Source organism: Streptomyces spinoverrucosus (assembly GCF_015712165.1).
Taxonomy (GTDB): Bacteria; Actinomycetota; Actinomycetes; order Streptomycetales; family Streptomycetaceae; genus Streptomyces; species Streptomyces spinoverrucosus_A.
Map to the genome: position 1 here is coordinate 6,934,576 of NZ_JADPZX010000001.1, position 19,990 is coordinate 6,954,565.

General features: G+C 70.9%; 19 protein-coding genes. 11 read left to right on the plus strand and 8 right to left on the minus strand.

From position 1 onward, the window contains the following. Window positions 1–21 precede the first annotated feature (21 nt). From I2W78_RS31520 to I2W78_RS31535, 4 genes are all read left to right on the plus strand, one after another. Window positions 22–441 carry a phage holin family protein gene (locus tag I2W78_RS31520; RefSeq protein WP_196463639.1) on the plus strand — a complete coding sequence of 140 codons (420 nt, stop codon included), beginning with the start codon at window positions 22–24 and terminating at the stop codon, window positions 439–441. Further along, window positions 438–968 carry a DUF3618 domain-containing protein gene (locus tag I2W78_RS31525; protein WP_196463640.1) on the plus strand — a complete coding sequence of 177 codons (531 nt, stop codon included), beginning with the start codon at window positions 438–440 and terminating at the stop codon, window positions 966–968. The genes I2W78_RS31520 and I2W78_RS31525 overlap by 4 nt, the downstream gene beginning before the upstream one ends. Before the next feature lie 243 nt (window positions 969–1,211). After that, a complete protein-coding gene (locus tag I2W78_RS31530; protein ID WP_196463641.1) occupies window positions 1,212–1,841 on the plus strand; it encodes an ArsR/SmtB family transcription factor in 630 nt (209 codons plus the stop codon). Between the two features lie 16 nt (window positions 1,842–1,857). Next, on the plus strand, window positions 1,858–2,601 hold the full coding sequence (locus I2W78_RS31535) for an SRPBCC family protein (RefSeq protein WP_196463642.1): 744 nt from the start codon (window positions 1,858–1,860) through the stop codon (window positions 2,599–2,601). A 10-nt stretch (window positions 2,602–2,611) separates the two neighbouring features. On the opposite strand, the gene I2W78_RS31540 is transcribed toward I2W78_RS31535, so the two are convergent. Beyond that, window positions 2,612–4,438 carry an endonuclease/exonuclease/phosphatase family protein gene (locus tag I2W78_RS31540; protein ID WP_196463643.1) on the minus strand — a complete coding sequence of 609 codons (1,827 nt, stop codon included), beginning with the start codon at window positions 4,436–4,438 and terminating at the stop codon, window positions 2,612–2,614. Between the two features lie 305 nt (window positions 4,439–4,743). On the opposite strand from I2W78_RS31540, the gene I2W78_RS31545 reads away from it, so the two are divergent. The 4 genes from I2W78_RS31545 to I2W78_RS31560 all read left to right on the plus strand — a co-directional run bounded on the left by I2W78_RS31545 (window position 4,744) and on the right by I2W78_RS31560 (window position 10,404). Then, on the plus strand, window positions 4,744–6,177 hold the full coding sequence (locus tag I2W78_RS31545; RefSeq protein WP_196463644.1) for a hypothetical protein: 1,434 nt from the start codon (window positions 4,744–4,746) through the stop codon (window positions 6,175–6,177). A 165-nt stretch (window positions 6,178–6,342) separates the two neighbouring features. Further along, complete coding sequence (locus tag I2W78_RS31550) at window positions 6,343–7,791, plus strand: alkaline phosphatase PhoX (protein ID WP_196463645.1); 1,449 nt, start codon at window positions 6,343–6,345, stop codon at window positions 7,789–7,791. A gap of 344 nt (window positions 7,792–8,135) precedes the next feature. After that, window positions 8,136–9,725 (plus strand): TROVE domain-containing protein, encoded by a 1,590-nt coding sequence (locus I2W78_RS31555; protein ID WP_196463646.1) that lies wholly within the window; start codon window positions 8,136–8,138, stop codon window positions 9,723–9,725. 106 nt (window positions 9,726–9,831) lie between these two features. Next, window positions 9,832–10,404 carry a TetR/AcrR family transcriptional regulator gene (locus I2W78_RS31560; protein ID WP_196463647.1) on the plus strand — a complete coding sequence of 191 codons (573 nt, stop codon included), beginning with the start codon at window positions 9,832–9,834 and terminating at the stop codon, window positions 10,402–10,404. Window positions 10,405–10,470: 66 nt separating this feature from the next. Here the strand turns inward: I2W78_RS31560 and arsM are convergent, their stop codons facing one another. Further along, complete coding sequence (gene arsM / locus I2W78_RS31565; RefSeq protein WP_196463648.1) at window positions 10,471–11,241, minus strand: arsenite methyltransferase; 771 nt, start codon at window positions 11,239–11,241, stop codon at window positions 10,471–10,473. A gap of 103 nt (window positions 11,242–11,344) precedes the next feature. On the opposite strand from arsM, the gene I2W78_RS31570 reads away from it, so the two are divergent. Genes I2W78_RS31570 through I2W78_RS31580 form a run of 3 tightly spaced genes read left to right on the plus strand, consistent with a single transcriptional unit; the run spans window position 11,345 to window position 12,900 of the window. After that, complete coding sequence (locus I2W78_RS31570) at window positions 11,345–11,716, plus strand: ArsR/SmtB family transcription factor (protein WP_196463649.1); 372 nt, start codon at window positions 11,345–11,347, stop codon at window positions 11,714–11,716. Further along, a complete protein-coding gene (locus I2W78_RS31575) occupies window positions 11,713–12,447 on the plus strand; it encodes an aquaporin (RefSeq protein WP_196463650.1) in 735 nt (244 codons plus the stop codon). Before I2W78_RS31570 ends, I2W78_RS31575 begins: the two co-directional genes overlap by 4 nt. A 30-nt stretch (window positions 12,448–12,477) precedes the next feature. Then, entirely contained in the window at window positions 12,478–12,900 is a 423-nt protein-coding gene (locus tag I2W78_RS31580; RefSeq protein WP_196463651.1) for an arsenate reductase ArsC, read from the plus strand. A 303-nt stretch (window positions 12,901–13,203) separates the two neighbouring features. Here I2W78_RS31580 and I2W78_RS31585 read toward each other — a convergent pair whose 3' ends face one another. The 6 genes from I2W78_RS31585 to I2W78_RS31610 all read right to left on the minus strand — a co-directional run bounded on the left by I2W78_RS31585 (window position 13,204) and on the right by I2W78_RS31610 (window position 19,715). Further along, window positions 13,204–14,430 (minus strand): TerD family protein, encoded by a 1,227-nt coding sequence (locus I2W78_RS31585; RefSeq protein WP_196464796.1) that lies wholly within the window; start codon window positions 14,428–14,430, stop codon window positions 13,204–13,206. A 297-nt stretch (window positions 14,431–14,727) separates the two neighbouring features. Further along, complete coding sequence (locus I2W78_RS31590) at window positions 14,728–15,717, minus strand: zinc-dependent alcohol dehydrogenase family protein (RefSeq protein ID WP_196463652.1); 990 nt, start codon at window positions 15,715–15,717, stop codon at window positions 14,728–14,730. Next, entirely contained in the window at window positions 15,714–16,565 is an 852-nt protein-coding gene (locus I2W78_RS31595; protein ID WP_196463653.1) for a carbohydrate ABC transporter permease, read from the minus strand. The genes I2W78_RS31590 and I2W78_RS31595 overlap by 4 nt, the downstream gene beginning before the upstream one ends. Next, window positions 16,562–17,503 (minus strand): carbohydrate ABC transporter permease, encoded by a 942-nt coding sequence (locus tag I2W78_RS31600; RefSeq protein ID WP_196463654.1) that lies wholly within the window; start codon window positions 17,501–17,503, stop codon window positions 16,562–16,564. Before I2W78_RS31600 ends, I2W78_RS31595 begins: the two co-directional genes overlap by 4 nt. Beyond that, window positions 17,500–18,870: an ABC transporter substrate-binding protein gene (locus I2W78_RS31605; protein WP_196463655.1), complete on the minus strand. Its 1,371-nt coding sequence runs from the start codon at window positions 18,868–18,870 to the stop codon at window positions 17,500–17,502. Before I2W78_RS31605 ends, I2W78_RS31600 begins: the two co-directional genes overlap by 4 nt. 77 nt (window positions 18,871–18,947) lie before the next feature. Continuing rightward, window positions 18,948–19,715 carry a DeoR/GlpR family DNA-binding transcription regulator gene (locus tag I2W78_RS31610; RefSeq protein ID WP_196463656.1) on the minus strand — a complete coding sequence of 256 codons (768 nt, stop codon included), beginning with the start codon at window positions 19,713–19,715 and terminating at the stop codon, window positions 18,948–18,950. Between the last annotated feature and the right edge of the window lie 275 nt (window positions 19,716–19,990).

Below are 19,990 nucleotides of genomic sequence, written 5' to 3' on the forward strand. Positions count from 1 at the left end.
ACCGAGAGGAGGCGGAACGCCGTGACCGGGACCCCGTACGCCAAACCCCGGCCCGAGGAGCACCACTCGGTGGGCGAACTCGTCGGCCAGGCATCCGAACAACTCTCCCAGCTCGTGCGGCAGGAAGTGCACCTCGCCAAGGAGGAGCTGGCCGAGAAGGGCCGGCGCGCGGGTCGCGGCGGTGGGCTCCTCGGTGCCGCGGGCGCCGTCGCCTACGCCGGGCTGCTGGCCCTCGCCGCCACGGGCGCCGCCGCGCTCTCGCTGACGCTGCCCGTCTGGGCCGCGGCGCTGATCGTCACAGGCGTGCTCTTCGCGCTCGCCGGACTACTGGCCGCCACTGGCCGCGCCCAGCTGCGCCACGCGGCACCCCCCACGCCCGAGGAGGCCCTCGGCAGCGTCAGGGCCGATGTCGAGGAGATCAGGGAAAGGGCACACCGATGACAGACAGGACGACGCACGGGACGGGCGCCAAGGGGCCCGACGAGCTGCGCCGGCAGATAGCGCAGACCCGCAGCCAACTCGGCGACACAGTGGAGGAGTTGGCCGCCAAGGCGGACATCAGGGGTCGGGCCAGGGCGCGCGCCGCCGACCTGAAGGACAAGGCCGGCGCGATGACCGTCCAACTGCGCAGCACCGCCGCCCAGGCCGGCCACGCCGTGCAGGGCAAGGCGGCCCATGCCGGCCACGCCGTGCAGGGCAAGGCCGCCGAGGCGACGCACGCTGTGCAGGGCAAGGCCGCCGAGGCGACGCATGCTGTGCAGGGGAGGGCCGCGAAGGCGGGTCATGCCGTGCAGGGCAGGGCCGCCCGGGCGAGCGAGGCCGTCGAGCACGGTGGCATGCCGCAGCCGGTGCGTACGGTCGTCCAGGCCGGGCTGAGGCATCCCCGGCCCGTGCTGGTCGCCGGAGCGGCGGTCGGTGCGGTGGTCGTCGCGGCGGCGGTGATGCGGCGGCGGCACGGCGGGCGGTAGATGACCGGAGCGCCGGCCGGCGCCTGAGTGCCGGTGAAGACCGAAGGCTGGTCGGTGGGCGAACCGACCAGCCTTCTTCATGCCCTCCTACCGATTCATGTCTCCTACCGATTCATGCCTCCTACCGGTGCATGACCCCTAACCGATTCATGACCCCTACCGATTCATGCCCCCGATTCATGCCCCCGCACCGAAAACTCTTCCAGTCTGGACAAAAAAAGTTTTCGGTGAGACGGTGGACCCATGCTGGACGTGACCGTGATCGAGGACCCCGAGGCCGCAGCCGTCTCCCTGGACCCCACAAGGGCCCGGCTGCTCGCCGAGCTGGCCGCCGGCCCCGCGTCGGCCGCGATGCTGGCCGGCCAGGTCGGGCTGCCCCGGCAGAAGGTGAACTACCACCTCAAGGCGCTGGAGCGGCACGGCTTGGTCGAGCTCGCGGGGGAACGCCGCAAGGGCAACGTCACCGAGCGGCTGATGCGGGCGACCGCCGCGTCGTACGTGATCTCGCCGCTCGCCCTGGCCGCCGTACAGCCCGACCCGGACCGCTTCCGGGACCAGCTGTCCGCCCGCTGGCTGCTCGCACTCGGCGCGCGGCTCGTGCGGGACGTCGGCACGCTCATCTCGGGCGCGGCGAAGGCCCGCAAACGGCTGGCGACCTACGCGCTCGACGGCGAGGTGCGGTTCGCCTCGGCCGCCGACCGGGCGGCGTTCGTCGAGGAGCTGACTGCGGGCGTGACCGCGCTGATCCAGAAGTACGACGCCCCGGACGCCGAGGGCGGCCGGGACCACCGGATCGTCGTGGCCGTCCATCCCACGGTCAAAGCCCAGACCCATGAGAATCCCATGGTCAAACCCCAGGCCCACGAGAGTTGAGAACCAGGAGCCCACCATGTCCAAGGAATTCGAGATCGCTCGCGAGTTCGAAGTCGACGCCACCCCGGAGCAGGTGTGGGAGGCCGTCACCGCCGGCACCGGCGGCTGGCTGTGGCCGATGGAGGCTCCCGAACCCCGCGAGGGCGGCAAGGGGCCGTTCGGCTCCACGATCACCGCCTGGGACCCGCCGCACCGCTACACGAACCGTGTCGAGGACGTCGAGGGAATCGCCGAGCAGACCGTCAACCAGCTCGACTACACCGTCGAACCGCGCGACGAGGGCCGGCGCGCCTGGGTGCGGTACGTGCACAGCGGGATCTTCGTCGACGACTGGGACAACCAGTACGACGGCGCCGCCAAGCACACCGACTTCTATCTGCACACCCTGCGCGAGTACCTGACGCGCTTCGGCGGCCGCCCGGTCGTGGCCTTCGCCGCCTTCGACGCGCCCGAGGCCTCCAAGGCGCCCGACGCCCTCGCCGCGGTCGGGCGCGCGCTCGGCCTGGCGGAGGACACCGCCGAGGGTGCGCGCGTCCAGGCACGCGGCCCGGAGGGGCAACTCCTCGACGCCGTGGTCGACTTCCGCAATCCGTACTTCATCGGGCTGCGCACCGAGGACGCGATGATCCGTTTCTTCGGGCGCAACCACTGGGGCTACCCGGTCGGCATGGCGGTGCACGACTTCGCCCCGGCGGCCGACGCCGACGCGGCCGAGAGCGCCTGGCAGGGCTGGCTGAAGGGCGTTTTCAGCCAGCCCTGACCAGAGACGGTTACGGACGGAACCGCAGCACCTGCGGGTCGTGGTCGCTGATCTGGTCGTGGAACTCGGCGTTGATGTGCACGCTGTCGTACTCGAAGCCGCAGTCGCGCCGGATCGACGGGCTGATCAGGATCTGGTCCAGGGTCTGGCTGTTGCCCTGGTAGACGTACGAGTAACGCTCGCTCCTGGGCAGCGACTTGATCGCCGACCACAGCTCGCCCTTGCCTTCGAGGATCTCCACGGTGTCGGAGAACTCGAAGTCGTTGATGTCGCCGAGCGTGACGACGTCCGCGTTCTTCTGGATGTCCAGGAGCTGCTTCACGAACGCGTTCACCGCGGTCGCCTGGAGGTGGCGCTGGGTCTCCGAGCTGCGGGTCGGCGGCTGGTACTGCGCGGTCAGCGCCTGGTCGCCACCCTTGGAGTTGAAGTGGTTGGCGATCACGAAGACCGTCTTGCCGCGGAAGGTGAACTCGCCGACCAGCGGCTTGCGACTGTTCGCCCACGCCGTGTTCGCCGGGTCGATCCGGCCCGGGGACACCGTCAGCGCCGCCTTGCCGCGCTCCTTCGTCACACCCGCCGCGGTCGTCGCGTCGCCGCCCGCGCGGTCGGTGAAGGACACCCGCTCCGGGTTGAACAGGAACGCCTGACGGATGTTGCCGCCCGGCTCGCCGCCGTCAGCGTTGTTCACCGGGTCGATCGCACGCCACTCGTACCTCGGGCCGCCCGCCGCGACGATCGCGTCGATCAGCTTGGTCATCGTCTGGTCGGCGGCGACCGTGCCGTCGTTCTTCGCGCCGTTGTTGTCCTGGATCTCCTCCAGGGACACGATGTCCGGCGACTGGAGGTTGTTCACGATCGCGGCGGCGTGCTCGTCGAACGTGGCGTCGGTCGGGTCGAGGTTCTCGACGTTGTACGTCGCCACCGCCAGCTCGCCGCGCCGCTGCTCGCGGGTCGTCTCGCGCTCCAGGCCGCCCTGCTTCAGGGTGCCGAGCTCGTTCGCGACCAGGGTGTAACCGCCGAACTGGTTGTAGTCCAGCGGGCCGGTCGTGGTGCCGGTGAGCATGTCGCCGACGTTCGCGTCCGGGAAGTCGGCGACCTTGCCGAGGGACTGGATCTGCAGCCGGCCGGTGTTCTGCGCGGTGTAGGAGCCGTAGACCGTGCCGCCGTGGCGGCTGGCGTTCTCCCACGGCTTCACCGTGACCCACAGCTCGGTGTACGGGTCGGTGGCACCGACCACGCGCGTGTTGGCGACCTGGACGTTCATGCCCTCCAGGGACTCGTAGTAGTCCAGGGCGTACTTCTTCGGCCGCAGCGTCAGGCCGTTGACGGAACCGTTCGCCGCCGCCTCGCCCGCCGGGGTGTAGGCGTGCGGCACGGACCTCGCGTCGATCACCGTGGCGGCCGGGACGGGGTTGCCGCTGGACACGACCGTGATCGTCGGCCGGGTGATCTCGGTGAGCGCCTGGTTGCCGGAGGAGGTGCCGCCCGGGACGTACTCGGACACCGTGCCCGAGACGGTCACCGAGTCGCCGACGGCGACCTTCGGGGCGGAGCTGGTGAAGACGAAGATGCCCTCACTGGTGGCCGGGTCGGCGTCCGCGCTCGGGTCCTGGATCCAGAAACCGCGCGACGAACCGTAGGTGCGTACGCCGGTGACGATTCCGGCCACGTCCGTGACCTGCTGACCGGCGTACGGCGATATCCGTGTACTGCCCTGGATGTCATGGATGCGCACCGCGTCCGCCTGCGCGGGCGAGGCGATGACGACGGTGGACGCCGCGGAACAGACGGCGGCGACGGTGAGCGCGGCAAGGCGCGCGGAAGACTTGCTCGGCAACGGGATCCCTCCGGGGACGTACGTGAGCGCCGGGACGAGGGTGGAACGTGGAACAGTGACGACGCGCGTAGAAACCGTGAACGGAGTGAACACCTGTCCCCCCAATTTCTACGCGCGTCAATTTCCTGTGTGCTCAGGGCACTTGTCAAGGTTTCGGCCATGTACAGCGCCCGACGATGAGATGAACCGGGCGGCATGGGTCGAAATCCGTCTAGGCTGAATGCCTGAGTCGTACGACGGCTTTCGGGGTCGTACGACGTCCAGACGGTCGTACGGCCTTCCAGGCGCCCTAGGAGATCCCCCCGATGTCAGACAGCTCCCCCCTGCCGCCGGTCCGGCTGACCTCCGAAGCGGAGCTGGCGCGCGACGCGCTGTCCACGCCGTTGCTGTCCCGGGCCGCCCGGCTCGCCCGCTGGGCCGGGCCCGGCACCCGCGTGGACGCCGGGGGCTCACTGGTCGACGAGCAGCTGCCGGCCGCGGCCGAGGCGCTCGGGCTGAGCGGCGACGACGCGGCGGCGCTGGCCGGCGAGGCGTGGCGAGTGGCCGTGGACACCGGACTGGTCGACGTCGTCGACGAGGCGGCCGGCACCGTCACGACCGGCCCGGAGCTGGCGCAGCTCACCGGCGGCTCCCCGCACGAGGTGCTCGGCGTGTGGCTGGACGCCCTGGAGACGGTGCTCGCCGACGCGAGCGTGCCCGACCTCGACGAGCCGGCCGACGCGATGGACGAGGGCGGCCGCGTCGACACGTCCGCGCTGGACTGGGACCCCGAGGCGGAGTCCGCGTTCCTCGACGGCGTGCTCGGCAACCTCTACCTGCTCACCGTCGGCGAGGACGGGCCCGTCGGGGCGCCCGTGCCGCTGCCCGCGCTCGCCGCGTCGGTGATCGTGCCGGGCGACATGACCGAGCCCACCAACGACGTCCTGGAGCAGGTGTCGGACGCCATGATGTGGCTGGACGACCAGTTCCGGCTGCTGGAGCCGGTGGGGCTGGTGGAGTACCAGCCGGTCGACGAGGCGCTGATGGCGGAGGCCGAGGACGGCACTGAGGAGCCTCCCGCTGTCGACGACACCGACGTCTCCCGCTACGGCATGGTCCGGCTCACCCCGCTCGGCCTGTACGGGCTGCGGGCGCGGCTGCTGGAGGCCGGTTTCGACGCGCCCGCCGTGGGCGAACTGGCCGACAAGGGCGCCGACGCGTTGCTGGACGGCACGGCCGTCTTCGGGCCGCGGGCCGCGCAGGCCGAGACCGAGCAGTGGCTGACCCGCCGCGAACCCCTCGCCGCGGCCCGGGAGTTGCTCGACGCCGCCCGGGGCGCGGACTCCGGTGCCCCGCTGCGCCGGCTGCGCTGCCAGCAGGCCCTCTCGCTCGTCGGCCCCGACGCCGAACCCGCCCTGCGGGACGTCCTCGACGACCCCGAACTCGGCGGCCTCGCCCGGGTCTGGCTGACCGAGCACGGCTGCACGGACGTACCCGCCCCGTCCGAGGCGATGGTCTTCTGGCTCACCGTGGACACCCTGGCCGCGCAACTCGCCGCCGAAGGCAACTCCGAGGAACTGCGCGCCCTGGTGGAGGGCCTCGCGGAACAGCACAGCGGGTTCTTCGCGGCGGCCTGGCGGGTCGACCATCCGGCCACCGCGGACGTCCTGGAGGCGATGGGGCGGATCCACCCGGACAAGAGGATCGCCAAGGAGGCCAGGAAGGCGGCCTTCAAGGCGCGGTCCCAGCAGGGCGGTTGAGGGGATTCCTGACATTTCCGGCCGCTGACGGGGTCGTACGGATTCACGGAAGCGAGCCCTGCGGGGTCGCCCGGAGTTCAAGTGGCGTTCACGGCCGGGCGACACCGTGGCGCCGACCCGAGGTCCGCCGCCCTCCACGGAACTCCCCCCGTCACAGGAGACAGCATGTCGCTCACTCGCAGGGACTTCGCCAGGACCACCGCCATCGCCGGAACCGGAGCGGTCGCACTGGCGGGCACCGTCGCCGCGCTCGGCAGTGCTCCCGGCGCCCTCGCGTCCGCCGAGACGGAGACCACGGGCGAGGAGGCCGCGGCCAAGCATGGTGGGGTCGGATACGGCCCGCTCCTCCCCGACCCGGAGGGCATCCTCGCGCTGCCCGCCGGCTTCTCGTACAAGATCCTCACCTACGCCGGCAAAACCAAGCTGGAGTCGGGCGAGTTCACCCCCGCCGACCACGACGGCACCGCGACCTTCGCCGGCCCGCGCGGCACCACCCTCCTGGTCAACAACCACGAGATGGACGGCCCCCGCTCCGACCACGACCACCCGGTCCCGCTCACCGAGGGCCTGGTCTACGACCCCGCCGCGCCCGGCGGCTGCACGGTCGTCGAGGTGCGCCGCGACGGACGGGTCGCCGAGTGGGTCGGCATCGCCGGCACCGCCAACAACTGCGCCGGCGGCTCCACCCCCTGGGGCACCTGGCTGACCTGCGAGGAGAACTCCGACCGGGCCGGCGAGAACGGCATGACCAAGGACCACGGTTACGTCTTCGAGGTCGACCCCAGCGACCGGCGCGCCAACCGCGACCCCAAGCCGCTGAAGTTCTTCGGCCGTTACGACCACGAGGCCGTCGTCATCGACCCCAAGCGGGGGCACGCCTACCTCACCGAGGACGCCGACGAGCCCAACGGCCTGTTCTACCGCTGGACCCCGCCCAAGGGCTTCGAGTACGGCCACGGCAAGTTCCGCACCCTCGCCGACGACGCCGGCGTGCTGCAGGCGCCCAAGTGCTTCAACTCCGGCGGCCACTTCGTCGACGACCTCTCGCGCGCCACCAAGGTCGGCACCGTCTACGGCGTCGACTGGGTCGACGTGCCGGACCGAGACGCCAGGACGGTGTCCGTGCGGGAGCAGTTCGGCGAGGGCGAGATCACCCGCGCCCGCAAGCTGGAGGGCATGTGGTGGGGCGACGGCGGCGCGTACATCGTCTCCTCGTACGCCCGTGAGGAGAGCCCCGTCCAGCACGACGGCCAGGTCTGGTTCTACGACCCCAAGCGCCGCACCCTCACCCTGAAGGTGCTGCTGGGCGTCAACCCGGACCCCTTCAAGGACGGCGCCTTCGACGGCCCCGACAACATCACCGTCTCCCCCTACGGTGGCCTGATCATCGCCGAGGACGGCGAGGGCATCCAGCACCTGTTCGGCGCCACCGACAGCGGCCGCACCTACCCGATCGCCCGCAACGAGCTGAACATCGGCACCGAGGAGGAGCCCGAGTACAGCGAGTTCACCGGCGTCACCTTCTCACCCGACGGAAAGACCCTGTACGCCAACATCCAGGAACCCGGCATCATGCTCGCCATCACCGGCCCCTGGAAGCGGCAGCAGCGGTAATTAATTCACTCGCCGGTCCCGCGCTGCGCCTCCTACAGTGAGATCACAACGTCACGCACCTCCCGGTGCGAAGGCGGCGGCTACTTCTTCTCTCCAAAGAAAACCATGCCGCCGCCGGTTTGATCTCGGGAGGCGCAGCTGCTGGTGGGTGCCCGGTGCGCAGGCAACGGTTACTTCTTTCGGATCGGACGGTTGCGGGTTCGAGTCCCGTCATCGACTCAGGGTCGATGTAGCTCAAACGGCAGAGCATCCGGCTAAGTCCGTCGCCGCCTCCTGATCTCGGGCACCCACCTTTTTGCTGCGCACTCCCTCCGAAATGCACAAGGAATTCGGGGGAATTCACCATGGCGCGATTCAACACCAAGGCCGCCAAGGCGCAGCCGACCTCGCGCGTCACGTCGACGGGGCGCGTCCTGCGTACCTTCCAGGGCGGCCGGGGCCGAGAGCGCGACGCACGCTCCGAGCTCTTCCTGCTCGCCGTCTCCAACTTCGTCTCGCAGCAGACCTTCTACGAGACCGGCGCCGACCGCGACGACCGGTTCACGCGGCTCGTGCGCGAGCTCGCCGTCACCGACCCGGCGTGGACCGCGGGGCTCCTCGGCTGGCTGCGCGGCGCGGGCAACCTGCGCACCGCCTCGGTCGTGGGCGCCGCCGAGTACGTCAAGGCGCGCCTGGAGGCCGGCGCGACCGACGGTCCGTCGAACCGCCAGGTCGTCGACTCCGTGCTCCAGCGGCCCGACGAGCCCGGTGAGCTGCTCGCGTACTGGACCGCGCTGTACGGCCGTAACATCCCCAAGCCCGTCAAGCGCGGTGTCGCCGACGCCGTGCGGCGGCTGTACAGCGGGAAGTCGCTGCTGAAGTACGACACCGCTTCCAACGGGTACCGCTTCGGCGACATCCTCAACCTGGTGCACGCGGCTCCGGACCCGGACAAGCCGTGGCAGGGCGAGCTGTTCAAGTACGCCCTGGACCGCCGGCACAACCCGGACAACGCCGTGCCGCCCGCGTCGGACCGCGTCCTCAGCGCGCACCGCGAGCTGATGGCGCTGCCGGTCGAGGAGCGGCGGGCCGTCGTCACCGCGCCGGACGGCGCCGAGCGGCTCGCGGCGGCCGGGATGACCTGGGAGGCGCTGGCGGGCTGGCTGCAGGGACCGATGGACAGGGCGGCCTGGGAGGCCGTGATCCCGTCCATGGGCACCATGGCGCTGGTCCGCAACCTGCGGAACTTCGACGAGGCCGGGGTGTCCGACGAGGTGGCGGCGCGGGTCGCGGCCCGGATCAGCGACCCGGCGGAGGTCGCACGGTCGCGGCAGTTCCCGTTCCGGTACCTCGCGGCGTACCAGCACGCGCCGTCGCTGCGCTGGTCGTACCCGCTGGAGCAGGCGCTCGGCCACTCGCTGGCCAACGTTCCCGCGCTGTCCGGCCGGACGCTGGTGCTCGTCGACCGCTCGGGTTCGATGTTCTACTCGCGGCTGTCCGACCGCTCGGAGCTCAACCGGGCCGACGCGGCGGCGATCTTCGGCACGGCGCTTGCGCTGCGGGCGGCGGACGCGGATCTCGTCGAGTTCGGGACGAGCAGCAACCCGGTGCGGTTCCGCAAGGGGGAGTCGGTGCTCAAGGTGCTGGAGCGATTCGGCGACCTGGGCGGCACCGACACCACGGAGGCGGTGCGCCGGCACTACCGGAAGCACGACCGGGTACTCATCGTCACCGACGAGCAGTACGCCTACAGCCGCCACGGCGACCCGACCGAGCAGGTCCCGGCTCACGTGCCGGTCTACACCTGGAACCTCGCCGGGTACCGGGTGGGTCACGGGCCCTCCGGGAAGGGGAACCGGCACACCTTCGGTGGGCTGTCGGACGCGGCGTTCCGGATGGTGCCGCTGCTGGAGGCGGCGCGGGACGCGGACTGGCCGTGGGTGACGGCCGGTTGATCTCCCAGGGCACCTCGATGTCATGGCCCACGGGCGGCGGGTACACCGTCCGTGGGCGGCATCAGTAGCATGCGGGGAGAGTCTCCGGTGTGCGAGGAGTTGCTGGATGACGCAGGTCAAGCCCATGCGCGCGGACGCTCGGCGCAACTACGAGCGGTTGCTGAAGGCGGCCGTGGAGGCCTTCGCCGAGCACGGAGAGGGCGCCTCCCTCGACGACATCGCCAAGCGGGCCGGGGTCGGATCCGGCACGCTCTACCGTCACTTCCCCACGCGCCAGGCGCTGTTGGAGGCCGCCTACCTCGACCGGATCGAGGCGCTCGCGCGGCGCGCCGACGAGATCGCGGGGGAGCTGCCGCCCGGTGAGGCGCTGGTGGAGTGGCTCAACGAACTGGGCCTGGGGATGATCCAGGTCCGTGGCCTGAGGTCGCTGCTGGGTTCGGCCGTCACGGACGACGACTCGACCGTGGCCACCGCCTGCGGGGCCTGCCTCAAGGTGGCGGCGGAGCGAATGGTGCGGGCGGCGCAGGCGGAGGGGACCCTGCGGGAGGACGTCGAGCCGATCGAGGTCCTGCGGCTGACACACGGGGTGGCGACGGCGTCGGAGCTGGCGGACCGGGAGGGGCGGGACATCCGGCGGTATCTGTCCCTGGTGGTGGAGGGGTTGCGGAGGGCGCGGTGACCGGAGGGCCTCGGCTGGACGGTGACGTACGAGCCTGCCCCCCCAGGTCTCCTCGCGTGAGCGTCGTCAGTCGCGTTCCGGTGCGCTCCGGGCCGGCTTGGTGGCGCGGACGATGGCGGAGTGCATGCCGTCGGCGACCGCGTGGGTCGGGGTGATCGAGACGTCGGTGAACCCGGCCGCTTCCAGGCCCGCGCGGTACTCGGCGAAGGACAGCGCGCCGGCGATACAGCCGACGTAGTCACCGCGCTCGGCCCGCCGGCTGGGCGTGAGGGCGTCGTCGGCGACGACGTCGGAGACGCCGATGCGGCCACCGGGCCTCAGCACCCGGAAGGTCTCGGAGAATACGGCGGGCTTGTCGACGGACAGGTTGATCACGCAGTTGGAGATCACCACGTCGACGGTGTCGGCGGGCAGCGGGATCGCCTCGATGGTGCCCTTGAGGAACTCGACGTTCGTCGCGCCCGCCCTCTCCGCGTTGGCCAGGGCCAGAGCGAGCATCTCGTCGGTCATGTCCAGCCCGTACGCCTTGCCGGTGGGACCGACCCGGCGGGCGGAGAGCAGGACGTCGATGCCGCCGCCGGAGCCGAGGTCGAGGACGCGTTCGCCTTCGCGGAGTTCGGCGACGGCGGTGGGGTTGCCGCACCCCAGGGAGGCGGCGACGGCCTCGGCGGGCAGGGCGTCGCGCTCGTCGGCGGCGTAGAGCGTGGAACCGAAGTTCTCGTCGATCTCGACCGGCTGCGGCCCGCAACAGGCGGTGCCGCCCTCGGTGACCCTCACGGCCTCAGCGGCGTAGCGCCGGCGGACGGTTTCGCGCAGCTCGGTGGACGGCTCGTGCATGACTCACTCCTGGTGACGGGGCACGGCGATGCCCGGAACGGCTTGTATTGACGTTCGTTGATGCAACCTTGCGCCTTGAATCGAAAAACGTCAACATAGAGCCATGTCGAAACAAGAGCTCGAGGTGATCGGCCAGGACGCCGACTGCTGCCCGGGCCTGGCTTCCGCCCCGCTGGGCGACGAGCGGGCGGCGGAGCTGGCGAAGGTGTTCAAGGCGCTCGGGGACCCGGTCCGGCTCCGGCTGCTGTCGATGATCGCCTCACGTGAGGGCGGCGAGGTGTGCGTCTGCGAGATGACCCCGGCGTTCGACCTGTCCCAGCCGACGATCTCCCACCACCTCAAGCTCCTGCGCCAGGCCGGGCTCATCGATTGCGAGCGGCGCGGCACGTGGGTGTACTACTGGGTGCTGCCCGGCGTCCTGGACCAGCTCGCCGGATTCCTCGCCGCGCCCCGGCCCGCCGGAGTCACCGCGTGAGCGTGGCCCTCGGCCGCCGTGTGGCCGCCGAGACTCTGGGAACCGCGCTGCTGGTGGCGGTCGTCGTGGGCTCCGGCATCCAGGCCGCCGAGCTCTCGCGGGACGTGGGCGTGCAACTGCTCGCCAACTCGCTGGCCACGGTCTTCGGCCTGGGTGTGCTGATCGCCCTGTTCGGGCCGGTCTCCGGGGCGCATTTCAACCCCGCGGTCACTCTCGCGGCCTGGTTCACCGGCCGCCGCGCCCCGGGCGGTCTCTCCCCGCGGGACGTCGCCGCGTATGTGCCCGCACAGATCGTGGGGGCGATCGGCGGGGCGGTCCTCGCCGACGCCATGTTCGCCGAGCCCCTCGTGAAGTTCTCCACCCACGACCGGTCCGCCGCTCACCTGTGGCTGGGCGAGGTCGTGGCCACGGCAGGGCTGATCCTGCTGATCTTCGGCCTCGACCGGATCGGCCGCGCCCGGCTCGCTCCGGTGGCGGTGGCCTCCTACATCGGGGCCGCCTACTGGTTCACCTCCTCCACGTCGTTCGCGAACCCGGCGGTGACCATCGGTCGCGCCTTCACCGACACCTTCGCCGGAATCGCCCCGGCTTCCGTCGCCCCGTTCATCGCCGCCCAGTTGCTAGGCGCCGCCCTCGGGCTGGGCGCCGTGGCGGTGGTGTACGGCCGCCCCGCCCCGGCGGCGGACGAGGTCGTCGTCCCGCACGGCGAACCCGAACTCGCCTCCTCCTGACCTGCCCCGCCTTCCAGAAAGACTCCTGCCATGACCACCCCCGCCACCCGCCCCTCGGTGCTGTTCGTCTGCGTCCACAACGCCGGCCGCTCCCAGATGGGCGCCGCCTTCCTCACTCACCTCGGCGGCGAGCGGGTCGAGGTTCGCTCAGCCGGCTCGGCGCCCGCCGACTCGGTCAACCCGGCCGTGGTCGAGGCCATGGCGGAGGTGGGGATCGACATCTCCGCCGAGACGCCGAAGGTGCTGACCACCGAGGCCGTGCGGTCGTCCGACGTGGTGATCACGATGGGCTGCGGGGACGCCTGCCCGGTCTTCCCCGGCAAGCGGTACCTGGACTGGCAGCTGGACGACCCCGCCGGCCAGGGCGTCGACGCGGTCCGGCCGATCCGCGACGCCATCGAGGGACGTGTGCGCGGTCTGCTCGCGGAGCTCGGGATCACGGCGGTGGCGTAACACCACGACGGCGGCCGCAGGACGTGCCCGCGTCCGGTGGCGGTCGGCGGGCCCGGCAAGCGGTCATGCGATGGACAGTGCCGGTCGCCGTGTCCATCGTGTGGCCGCCGTCCGCGTACGTCAGTTCCGGGGCGTCGACCGACGCGGACTCCGCGTCGGCCTCCGTGGCATGGGCCGACTGCGCTGACGTCGCACGGCGGTCGTCCCGGAGTGTATGGCGGCCCGCCCGTCGCCGTGCCGACCCGGAGGGTGCGGATCCTCGGATCGGCACGGCGCTCGGATGCGGCGGTGAGCGGCGTATCTCTACAGCGCCTGTGCCGCCGGCTTGACCATGTTGCGGACCGTGCGGGCCTTGACGAAGTCGCCCATGGCCGTCATTTCCCACTCTCCGGAGTACTGGCGGATCAGCTTGGCCATCAGCACGCCGGTCTGCGGCTCGGCGTTGGTGAGGTCGAAGCGGACGAGTTCCTCACCGCTGGCCGCGTCGATCAGGCGGCAGTAGGCCTTGGCGACCTCGGTGAACTTCTGGCCGGAGAAGGAGTTGACCGTGAAGACCAGGCCGCTGACCTCCTGCGGGAGGTGGCCGAGGTCGACGGTGATCACCTCGTCGTCGCCGCCGCCCTCGCCGGTGAGGTTGTCGCCGGAGTGGCGGATCGCGCCGCCCACGATCTGGAGCTTGCCGAAGTAGCAGCTGTCGATGTGGTTGCGCTGCGGGCCGTACGCGATGACCGAGGCATCCAGGTCGATGTCCCGGCCGCGGTACGCCGGCTCCCAGCCGAGACCCATCTTGACCTGGGAGAGCAGCGGGCGGCCGCCCTTGACCAGGGAGACCGTCTGGTTCTTCTGGAGGCTGACCCGGCCCTTGTCGAGGTTGATCTTCCCGGCGCCGGGCGCGGCGGCCGGGGCCGGCGGGGCCGCGGGGGGTGCGGCGGGCGCCGGGGGCGTGGTGAGACGCGGGTCCATGGCCGGGGCCGGCGGGGCCACCGGGGGCTGCATGGGGGCCGGGGGCGGGGTGACCGGCTGAGCCGGGGCGGCGGGCTCCTCCACCGTCACGCCGAAGTCCGTGGCGATGCCGGCCAGGCCGTTGGCGTATCCCTGGCCGACCGCGCGGGCCTTCCAGGCGCCGTTGCGCAGGTAGATCTCGACGACCACCAGTGCCGTCTCGGTGCCGAGCTGCGGGGGCGTGAACGTGGCCAGGGCGCTGTTGTCGTCCGCGTTGCGGATCGTGGCCGTCGGTTCGACGCCCTGGAAGGTCTGGCCCGCGGCGTCCGGGCTCGCGGTGACGACGATCTTCTCGATGCCCGGGGGGAGGGCGGTGGTGTCGACCGTGATGGCGTCCGGGGCGGTGCCGCCGCCGGAGCGGTACGTCACGCCCGGGCCATTGGGCTGGTTGTAGAAGATGAAGTCGTCGTCGGAGCGCACCTTGCCGTCGGCGGTGAGCAGCAGGCCCGATACGTCGAGCCGCACGGGCGCGGCGACGTCCACCGTCACGCGGGCGGCGGACAGGGGGATGTTCGAGCCGGGGGTCATAGCTGTCATGCCCCGAGAACGAGCGAGGGCGTTTTACCGTTCCCTTACCGGGCGGCCGATCGGGTCACCGACCGGTTCGGGGGGGCGGGCAGAGGGTTTTCGCCCCCGCCGCCCCTACCCGTCCCACCTCCAGGGGCTCCGCCCCTTCGACCCCGCCGGGGGCTCTGCCCCCGGACCCCCGCTCCTCAAACGCCGGAGGGGCTGAGACACTGCAGCCCCCAGCAGGGGCCGAAGGGGACGGAGTCCCCTGGGACGGGACGGGATGGGACGGGTAGGGGCGGCGGGGGCGAGGAAAACCTACGGCACCACCACGATCTTCCTGCCCTTCCCCGACGCGAACTGCTCCAGCGCCTCGGGGTAGCTGCTCAGCGGCAGGCGGTCGCTGATGAAGATGTCGGGGTCCAGGACACCGTTCGCGAACAGCTCGGCCGCGCGCTCGAAGCTGTGGAGTACGGCCATGGAGCCCGTGATGGTGATTTCCTGGTTGTAGATGCGGTACGGGTCGATGGTCACGCGCGTCGCGTAGTCCGCCACCCCGAACTGCAGGAACGTACCGGCCTTGGCCACGCGGTCCAGGCCGTCCTGGATCGCCGCCGCGTTCCCGGTCGCGTCCACCACCACGTCCCAGCCCTGCGGGCGGTCCAGTTCGTCCGCGTTCGCCGCCGACCCGGAGACACCCAGCTTGCGTGCCGTCTCCAGGCGGGCCGGGTTGACGTCCACCACCTCCACGCTCGCCGCGCCCGTGCGCTTGGCCAGCTCCAGCATCATCAGGCCCATCGTGCCCGAGCCGTAGATCAGGACGTGGGCGCCCAGGCGGGACTGCAGGACGTCGTAACCGCGTACCGCGCAGGACAGGGGCTCGATCAGGGCCGCGTCCTGCGTGCGGATGTGCTCGGGGAGCTTCACGCAGTTCGCCACCGGCGCCACCGCGTACTGGGCGGCGCCGCCCGCCGTCGTCACGCCGATCGCGGCCCAGCGTTCACAGAGGTTGTTGTGTCCGTTGCGGCAGTAGCGGCACTCGTAGCAGTACAGCGACGGGTCGACCGCGACCTGGTCGCCCGGCGCCACCTCGGTGACCCGGGTGCCGACGGCCACCACCTCGCCCGCGAACTCGTGCCCGGGCACGATCGGCAGGCTGGGAGCGAACTCGCCTTGGAGGATGTGCAGGTCCGTGCCGCACAGGCCGCACGCGGCGACCTCCACGACGACCTCGCGGGGGCCCGGCGTCGGGTCCGGGACCTCGGCGACGACGGCCTTGCCGACGGACTCGATGACGGCGGCCTTCATTTCACGGCTCCCAACGACAGGCCCTGGACCAGCTTGTCCTGGGCGGCGAACCCCGCGGCGAGCACCGGCAGGGAGATGACGAGCGACGCGGCGCACACCTTCGCCAGGAACAGGCCCTGGCTGGTGATGAAGCCGGTCAGGAAGACGGGGGCGGTCTCGGCGACCACGCCCGTGAGGACTCGGGCGAACAGCAGCTCGTTCCAGCTGAAGATGAAGCAGATCAGGGCGGTGGCGGCGATGCCGGGCAGGGCCATCGGCGCGATCACGCGGCCCAGGATCGTGGGGAGGCGGGCGCCGTCCACGCGGGCCGCCTCGATCACCGCCACCGGGACCTCGGCCAGGAACGACTGCATCATCCACACCGCGATCGGCAGGTTCATGGAGGTGTAGAGGACGACCAGCAGCCAGATGTTGTCCAGCAGCCCGGTGTTCTTGGCGAAGAGGTAGATCGGCAGCAGGCCCGCCACCACCGGCAGCATCTTCGTGGAGAGGAAGAAGAACAGGACGTCCGTCCACTTGCGCACCCGGCGGATCGACAGCGCGTACGCGGCGGGCAGCGCCAGGAGCAGCACCAGCAGCGTCGAGGTCACCGACGCCACCGTCGAGTTGATCAGGGACGGCCAGGGGCTGGCCCCGCCGCCGGCGCCGAAGAACTCGCGGTAGCCGTCGAGGGTGAGCGCGGCGCCGAAGGACGGCGGGTTGGTCGCCGCGTCCTGTTCGGAGTGGAAGGACGTCAGCGCCATCCACGCGATGGGCAGGAAGAAGACGATGCCGGCCAGCCAGGCCACCAGGCCCAGACCGGCGCCCTTACGGGGGATACGACGGACGCGTACGGCGATGCCGCTCATCCGCGGTTCACCTCCTCGCGGAACAGGGACGACACCACGCGCAGGGCGAAGGTCGCGATGATGATCGAGCCGATGACGACCAGGACGCCGGCGGCCGAGGCGAGGCCGTTCTCGTGGGCCTGGTAGAAGCTCTGGTAGACGGTGTAGGGCAGGTTGGCGGTGCCCAGGCCGCCGGACGTGATCGTGAAGACCGCGTCGAAGTTCTGGACGATGTAGATCGAGCCGAGCAGCGCGCCGAGTTCGAGGTAGCGGCGCAGGTGCGGGAGCGTGAGGTGGCGGAAGATCTGCCAGTCGCTCGCGCCGTCCACCCGTGCGGCCTCGATCTGCTCCGGGTCCCGGCTCTGCAGCCCGGCCAGGACGATCAGCATCATGAACGGGGTCCACTGCCAGACCAGGGACGCCTCGACCGCGAGCAGCGGGGTGTTGGAGATCCAGTCCGGTTGTGGGCCACCCACATAGTGCAACAACCCATTGAGCAGGCCGTATTCAGGGTTGTAGAGCACATGCTTCCAGAGCAGTGCCGCCGCGACGGGGACGACCAGGAACGGCGCGATCAGCAGGGTGCGGACCAGGCCCCGGCCCTTGAACCTCCGGTCCAGCAGCAGCGCCAGCACCAGGCCGAGGAGCAGGCTGACCAGGACGACGGTCACGGTCAGCAGGATCGTCGTCCACACCGAGTTGCGCAGGTCGGCGTCGGTGAGGACATGGCGGTAGTTGTCGACGCCGGCGAAGCGGCGGGCGTCGGGATAGAGGGCGTTCCAGTCGAAGAAGGAGATCACCAGCGTGGCCACGAACGGCAGCTGGGTCACGACGATCATGAAGATCAGCGCGGGCAGCAGGGGCGCCCGGGTGGCCCAGGCGCGCAGCCGGGCCGACGGCTCGTGCTTGTGTGGGTGCACCGAGGGGGTGGCCACGGGGGCGGTGGTGGTGGCGGTCATCGTCCCTCGTACTCCTCGGAGATGCGCTCGGCGAGCTGCTGGGACTTCTTCAGGGCCTCGTCGACGGACTGGCGTCCGGCGATGGCCGCGCTGATCTCCTGGGAGACCTTGGTGCCGAGGTCGGTGAACTCGGGGATGCCGACGAACTGGATGCCGGGCGCGGGACGCGGCTGCACTCCGGGGTCGTTCGGCCGGGCGCCCTCGATGGCCTCCTTCGTCATCTCCTGGAAGGCGGCGGCCTCGGCGCGGTAGTCGGGGTTCGTGTACGTCGACGCCCGCTTGCCCGCCGGTACGTTCGACCAGCCGATCTGGTCGCCGACCAGCTGCTCGTACTCCTTGCTGGACGCCCAGGAGACGAACTGCCAGGCCTTGTCGGCGTTGCGGGAGGCGTTCTGGATGCCCCAGGCCCAGGTGTAGAGCCAGCCGGAGGACTCGGTCTTCTCCACGGGTGCGGGGGCGTAGCCGACGTTGCCCTTGACGGGGGAGTCGGCCGCTTCCAGGGAGCCGGCCGCGGAGGTGGCGTCGTACCACATGGCGACCTTGCCCTGGGTCATGTTGTTGAGGCACTCGGCGAAGCCGGACTGGGCGGCGCCGGACTCGCCGTGCTCACGGACCAGGTCGACATAGAACTTTGTCGCCTTCTTCCATTCGGGGGAGTCGAGGCGCGCGTTCCAGTTGTCGTCGAACCAGGTGCCGCCGAAGGTGTTCACGACCGTCGTCAGCGGTGCCATGACCTCGCCCCAGCCGGGCAGGCCGCGCAGGCAGATGCCCTTCATGCCGGACTCGGCGCCGTCCACCTTCGCGGCGAGGTCCGCCACCTGGGTCCAGGTGGGGTGCGCGGGCATCGTCAGGCCTTCCTTGTCGAACACGTCCTTGCGGTACATCAGGAAGGACGACTCGCCGTAGAAGGGCTGGCCGTAGAGCTTGCCGTCGTCGCCGGTGAGGGACTGGCGCATCGGCTTGAGGACGTCCTGCTCGTCGTACGCCGGGTCGTCGGCGACGTAGGAGTCCATCTCCTTCAGCCAGCCGTTGCGGGCGTAGATCGGTATCTCGTAGTTGGAGAGGGTGGCGACGTCGTACTGGCCGGCCTGGTTGGCGAAGTCCTGGCTGATCTTGTCGCGGACGTCGTTCTCGGGCAGGACGGTGAAGTTGACCTTGATGCCGGTCTCTTTGGTGAAGTGAGCGGCGGTCAGCTTCTGCAGCTCGACCATCTGCGGGTTGTTGACCATCAGGACGTTGATCGAGTTGCCGCCCGATCCCGCCCCGCCCGCCCCGACCCAGCAGCCGGAGAGCAGCGGGGCGAGCAGCGTCCCTGCGGCGGCCATGGCGAGCGTGGCTCGCGGCCTCCGTCGGCTCTGGGTTCGCATGGATCGCTCCTGAACATTTGGGGAGATAAGGGGCACTGCTGGGTGTGAGGGTGCCCTATAGGGGATGAGTTGGATTTTCAGACGCGGATGACCTGGGGGCCGAGCAGCGAGTAGCGGTGCGCCTCGGACGTCGGCAGGAGGGTGCTCGTGACGATCGCCTCCAGCGCGCCGACCTCCGCGAACCGGCAGAAACTGACCGCCCCGAACTTGGTGTGCACGCCCGCGAAGACCGTGCGCCGCGCGGCCCGCACCGCCTGCGCCTTGACCTCGCTGACCGCGGGGTCGGGGGTGGTCAGGCCGTGCTCCCGGGAGATGCCGTTGGCGCCGATGTAGGCGAGGTCGACCACGAAGCCGGCGAGCATCTTCGTCGTCCAGTGGTCGACGGTGGCCAGCGTGCCCGAGCGGACCCGGCCGCCGAGCAGCAGCACCGAGAAGCCCTCGGTCTCGGCGAGCGCGCCCGCGACGGGCAGGGACGCGGTGACCACGGTCAGCGGCCGGTCCCTGGGCAGTGCCTCGGCGATGAGCTGCGGGGTGAAGCCCTCGTCGACGAAGACCGTCTCGGCGTCCCCGAGCAGCTCGGCCGCGGCGGCCGCGATCCGGCGCTTCTCGGGGACGTGACTGGTGGCGCGGAACGCGAGGGTGGTCTCGAAGCCCGCGCTCTCCACGGGGTAGGCGCCGCCGTGGGTGCGGCGGACCAGGCCGTGGTCCTCAAGGGCGCGCAGATCCCGCCGTACGGTCTCCTTGGCCACGCCCAGCTGGGTGGCGAGCGCGGTGACGTCGACGGAGCCGGTGGCGCGGGCCGCGCGCACGATTTCGCGCTGCCGTTCTTCCGCGGTTCGGTTCATCTCTGTCACCCGCCTTCTCGCCGCGCTGCCCGTTCGGGCCCATGGGGGAAGTTCTACAGCGGGGGCGGTGTGGTGACCAGGTCTGTTAAGGGAGTGTTAGTGCCCGGGTGTGCCCGTTCGGTCTTGGGCGCGGTTGGTTGTGGGGGGACGGGTTGTGTGTTGTCTGGGGGTGCGTTGTGGCTGGTCGCGCAGGTCCCCGCGCCCCTGGGGGCGCTGCCGGACCGCATCTCGAGCTGTGCCCGAATGTGGGAGCGGGCGGGTCCGTTTCTTGCCCG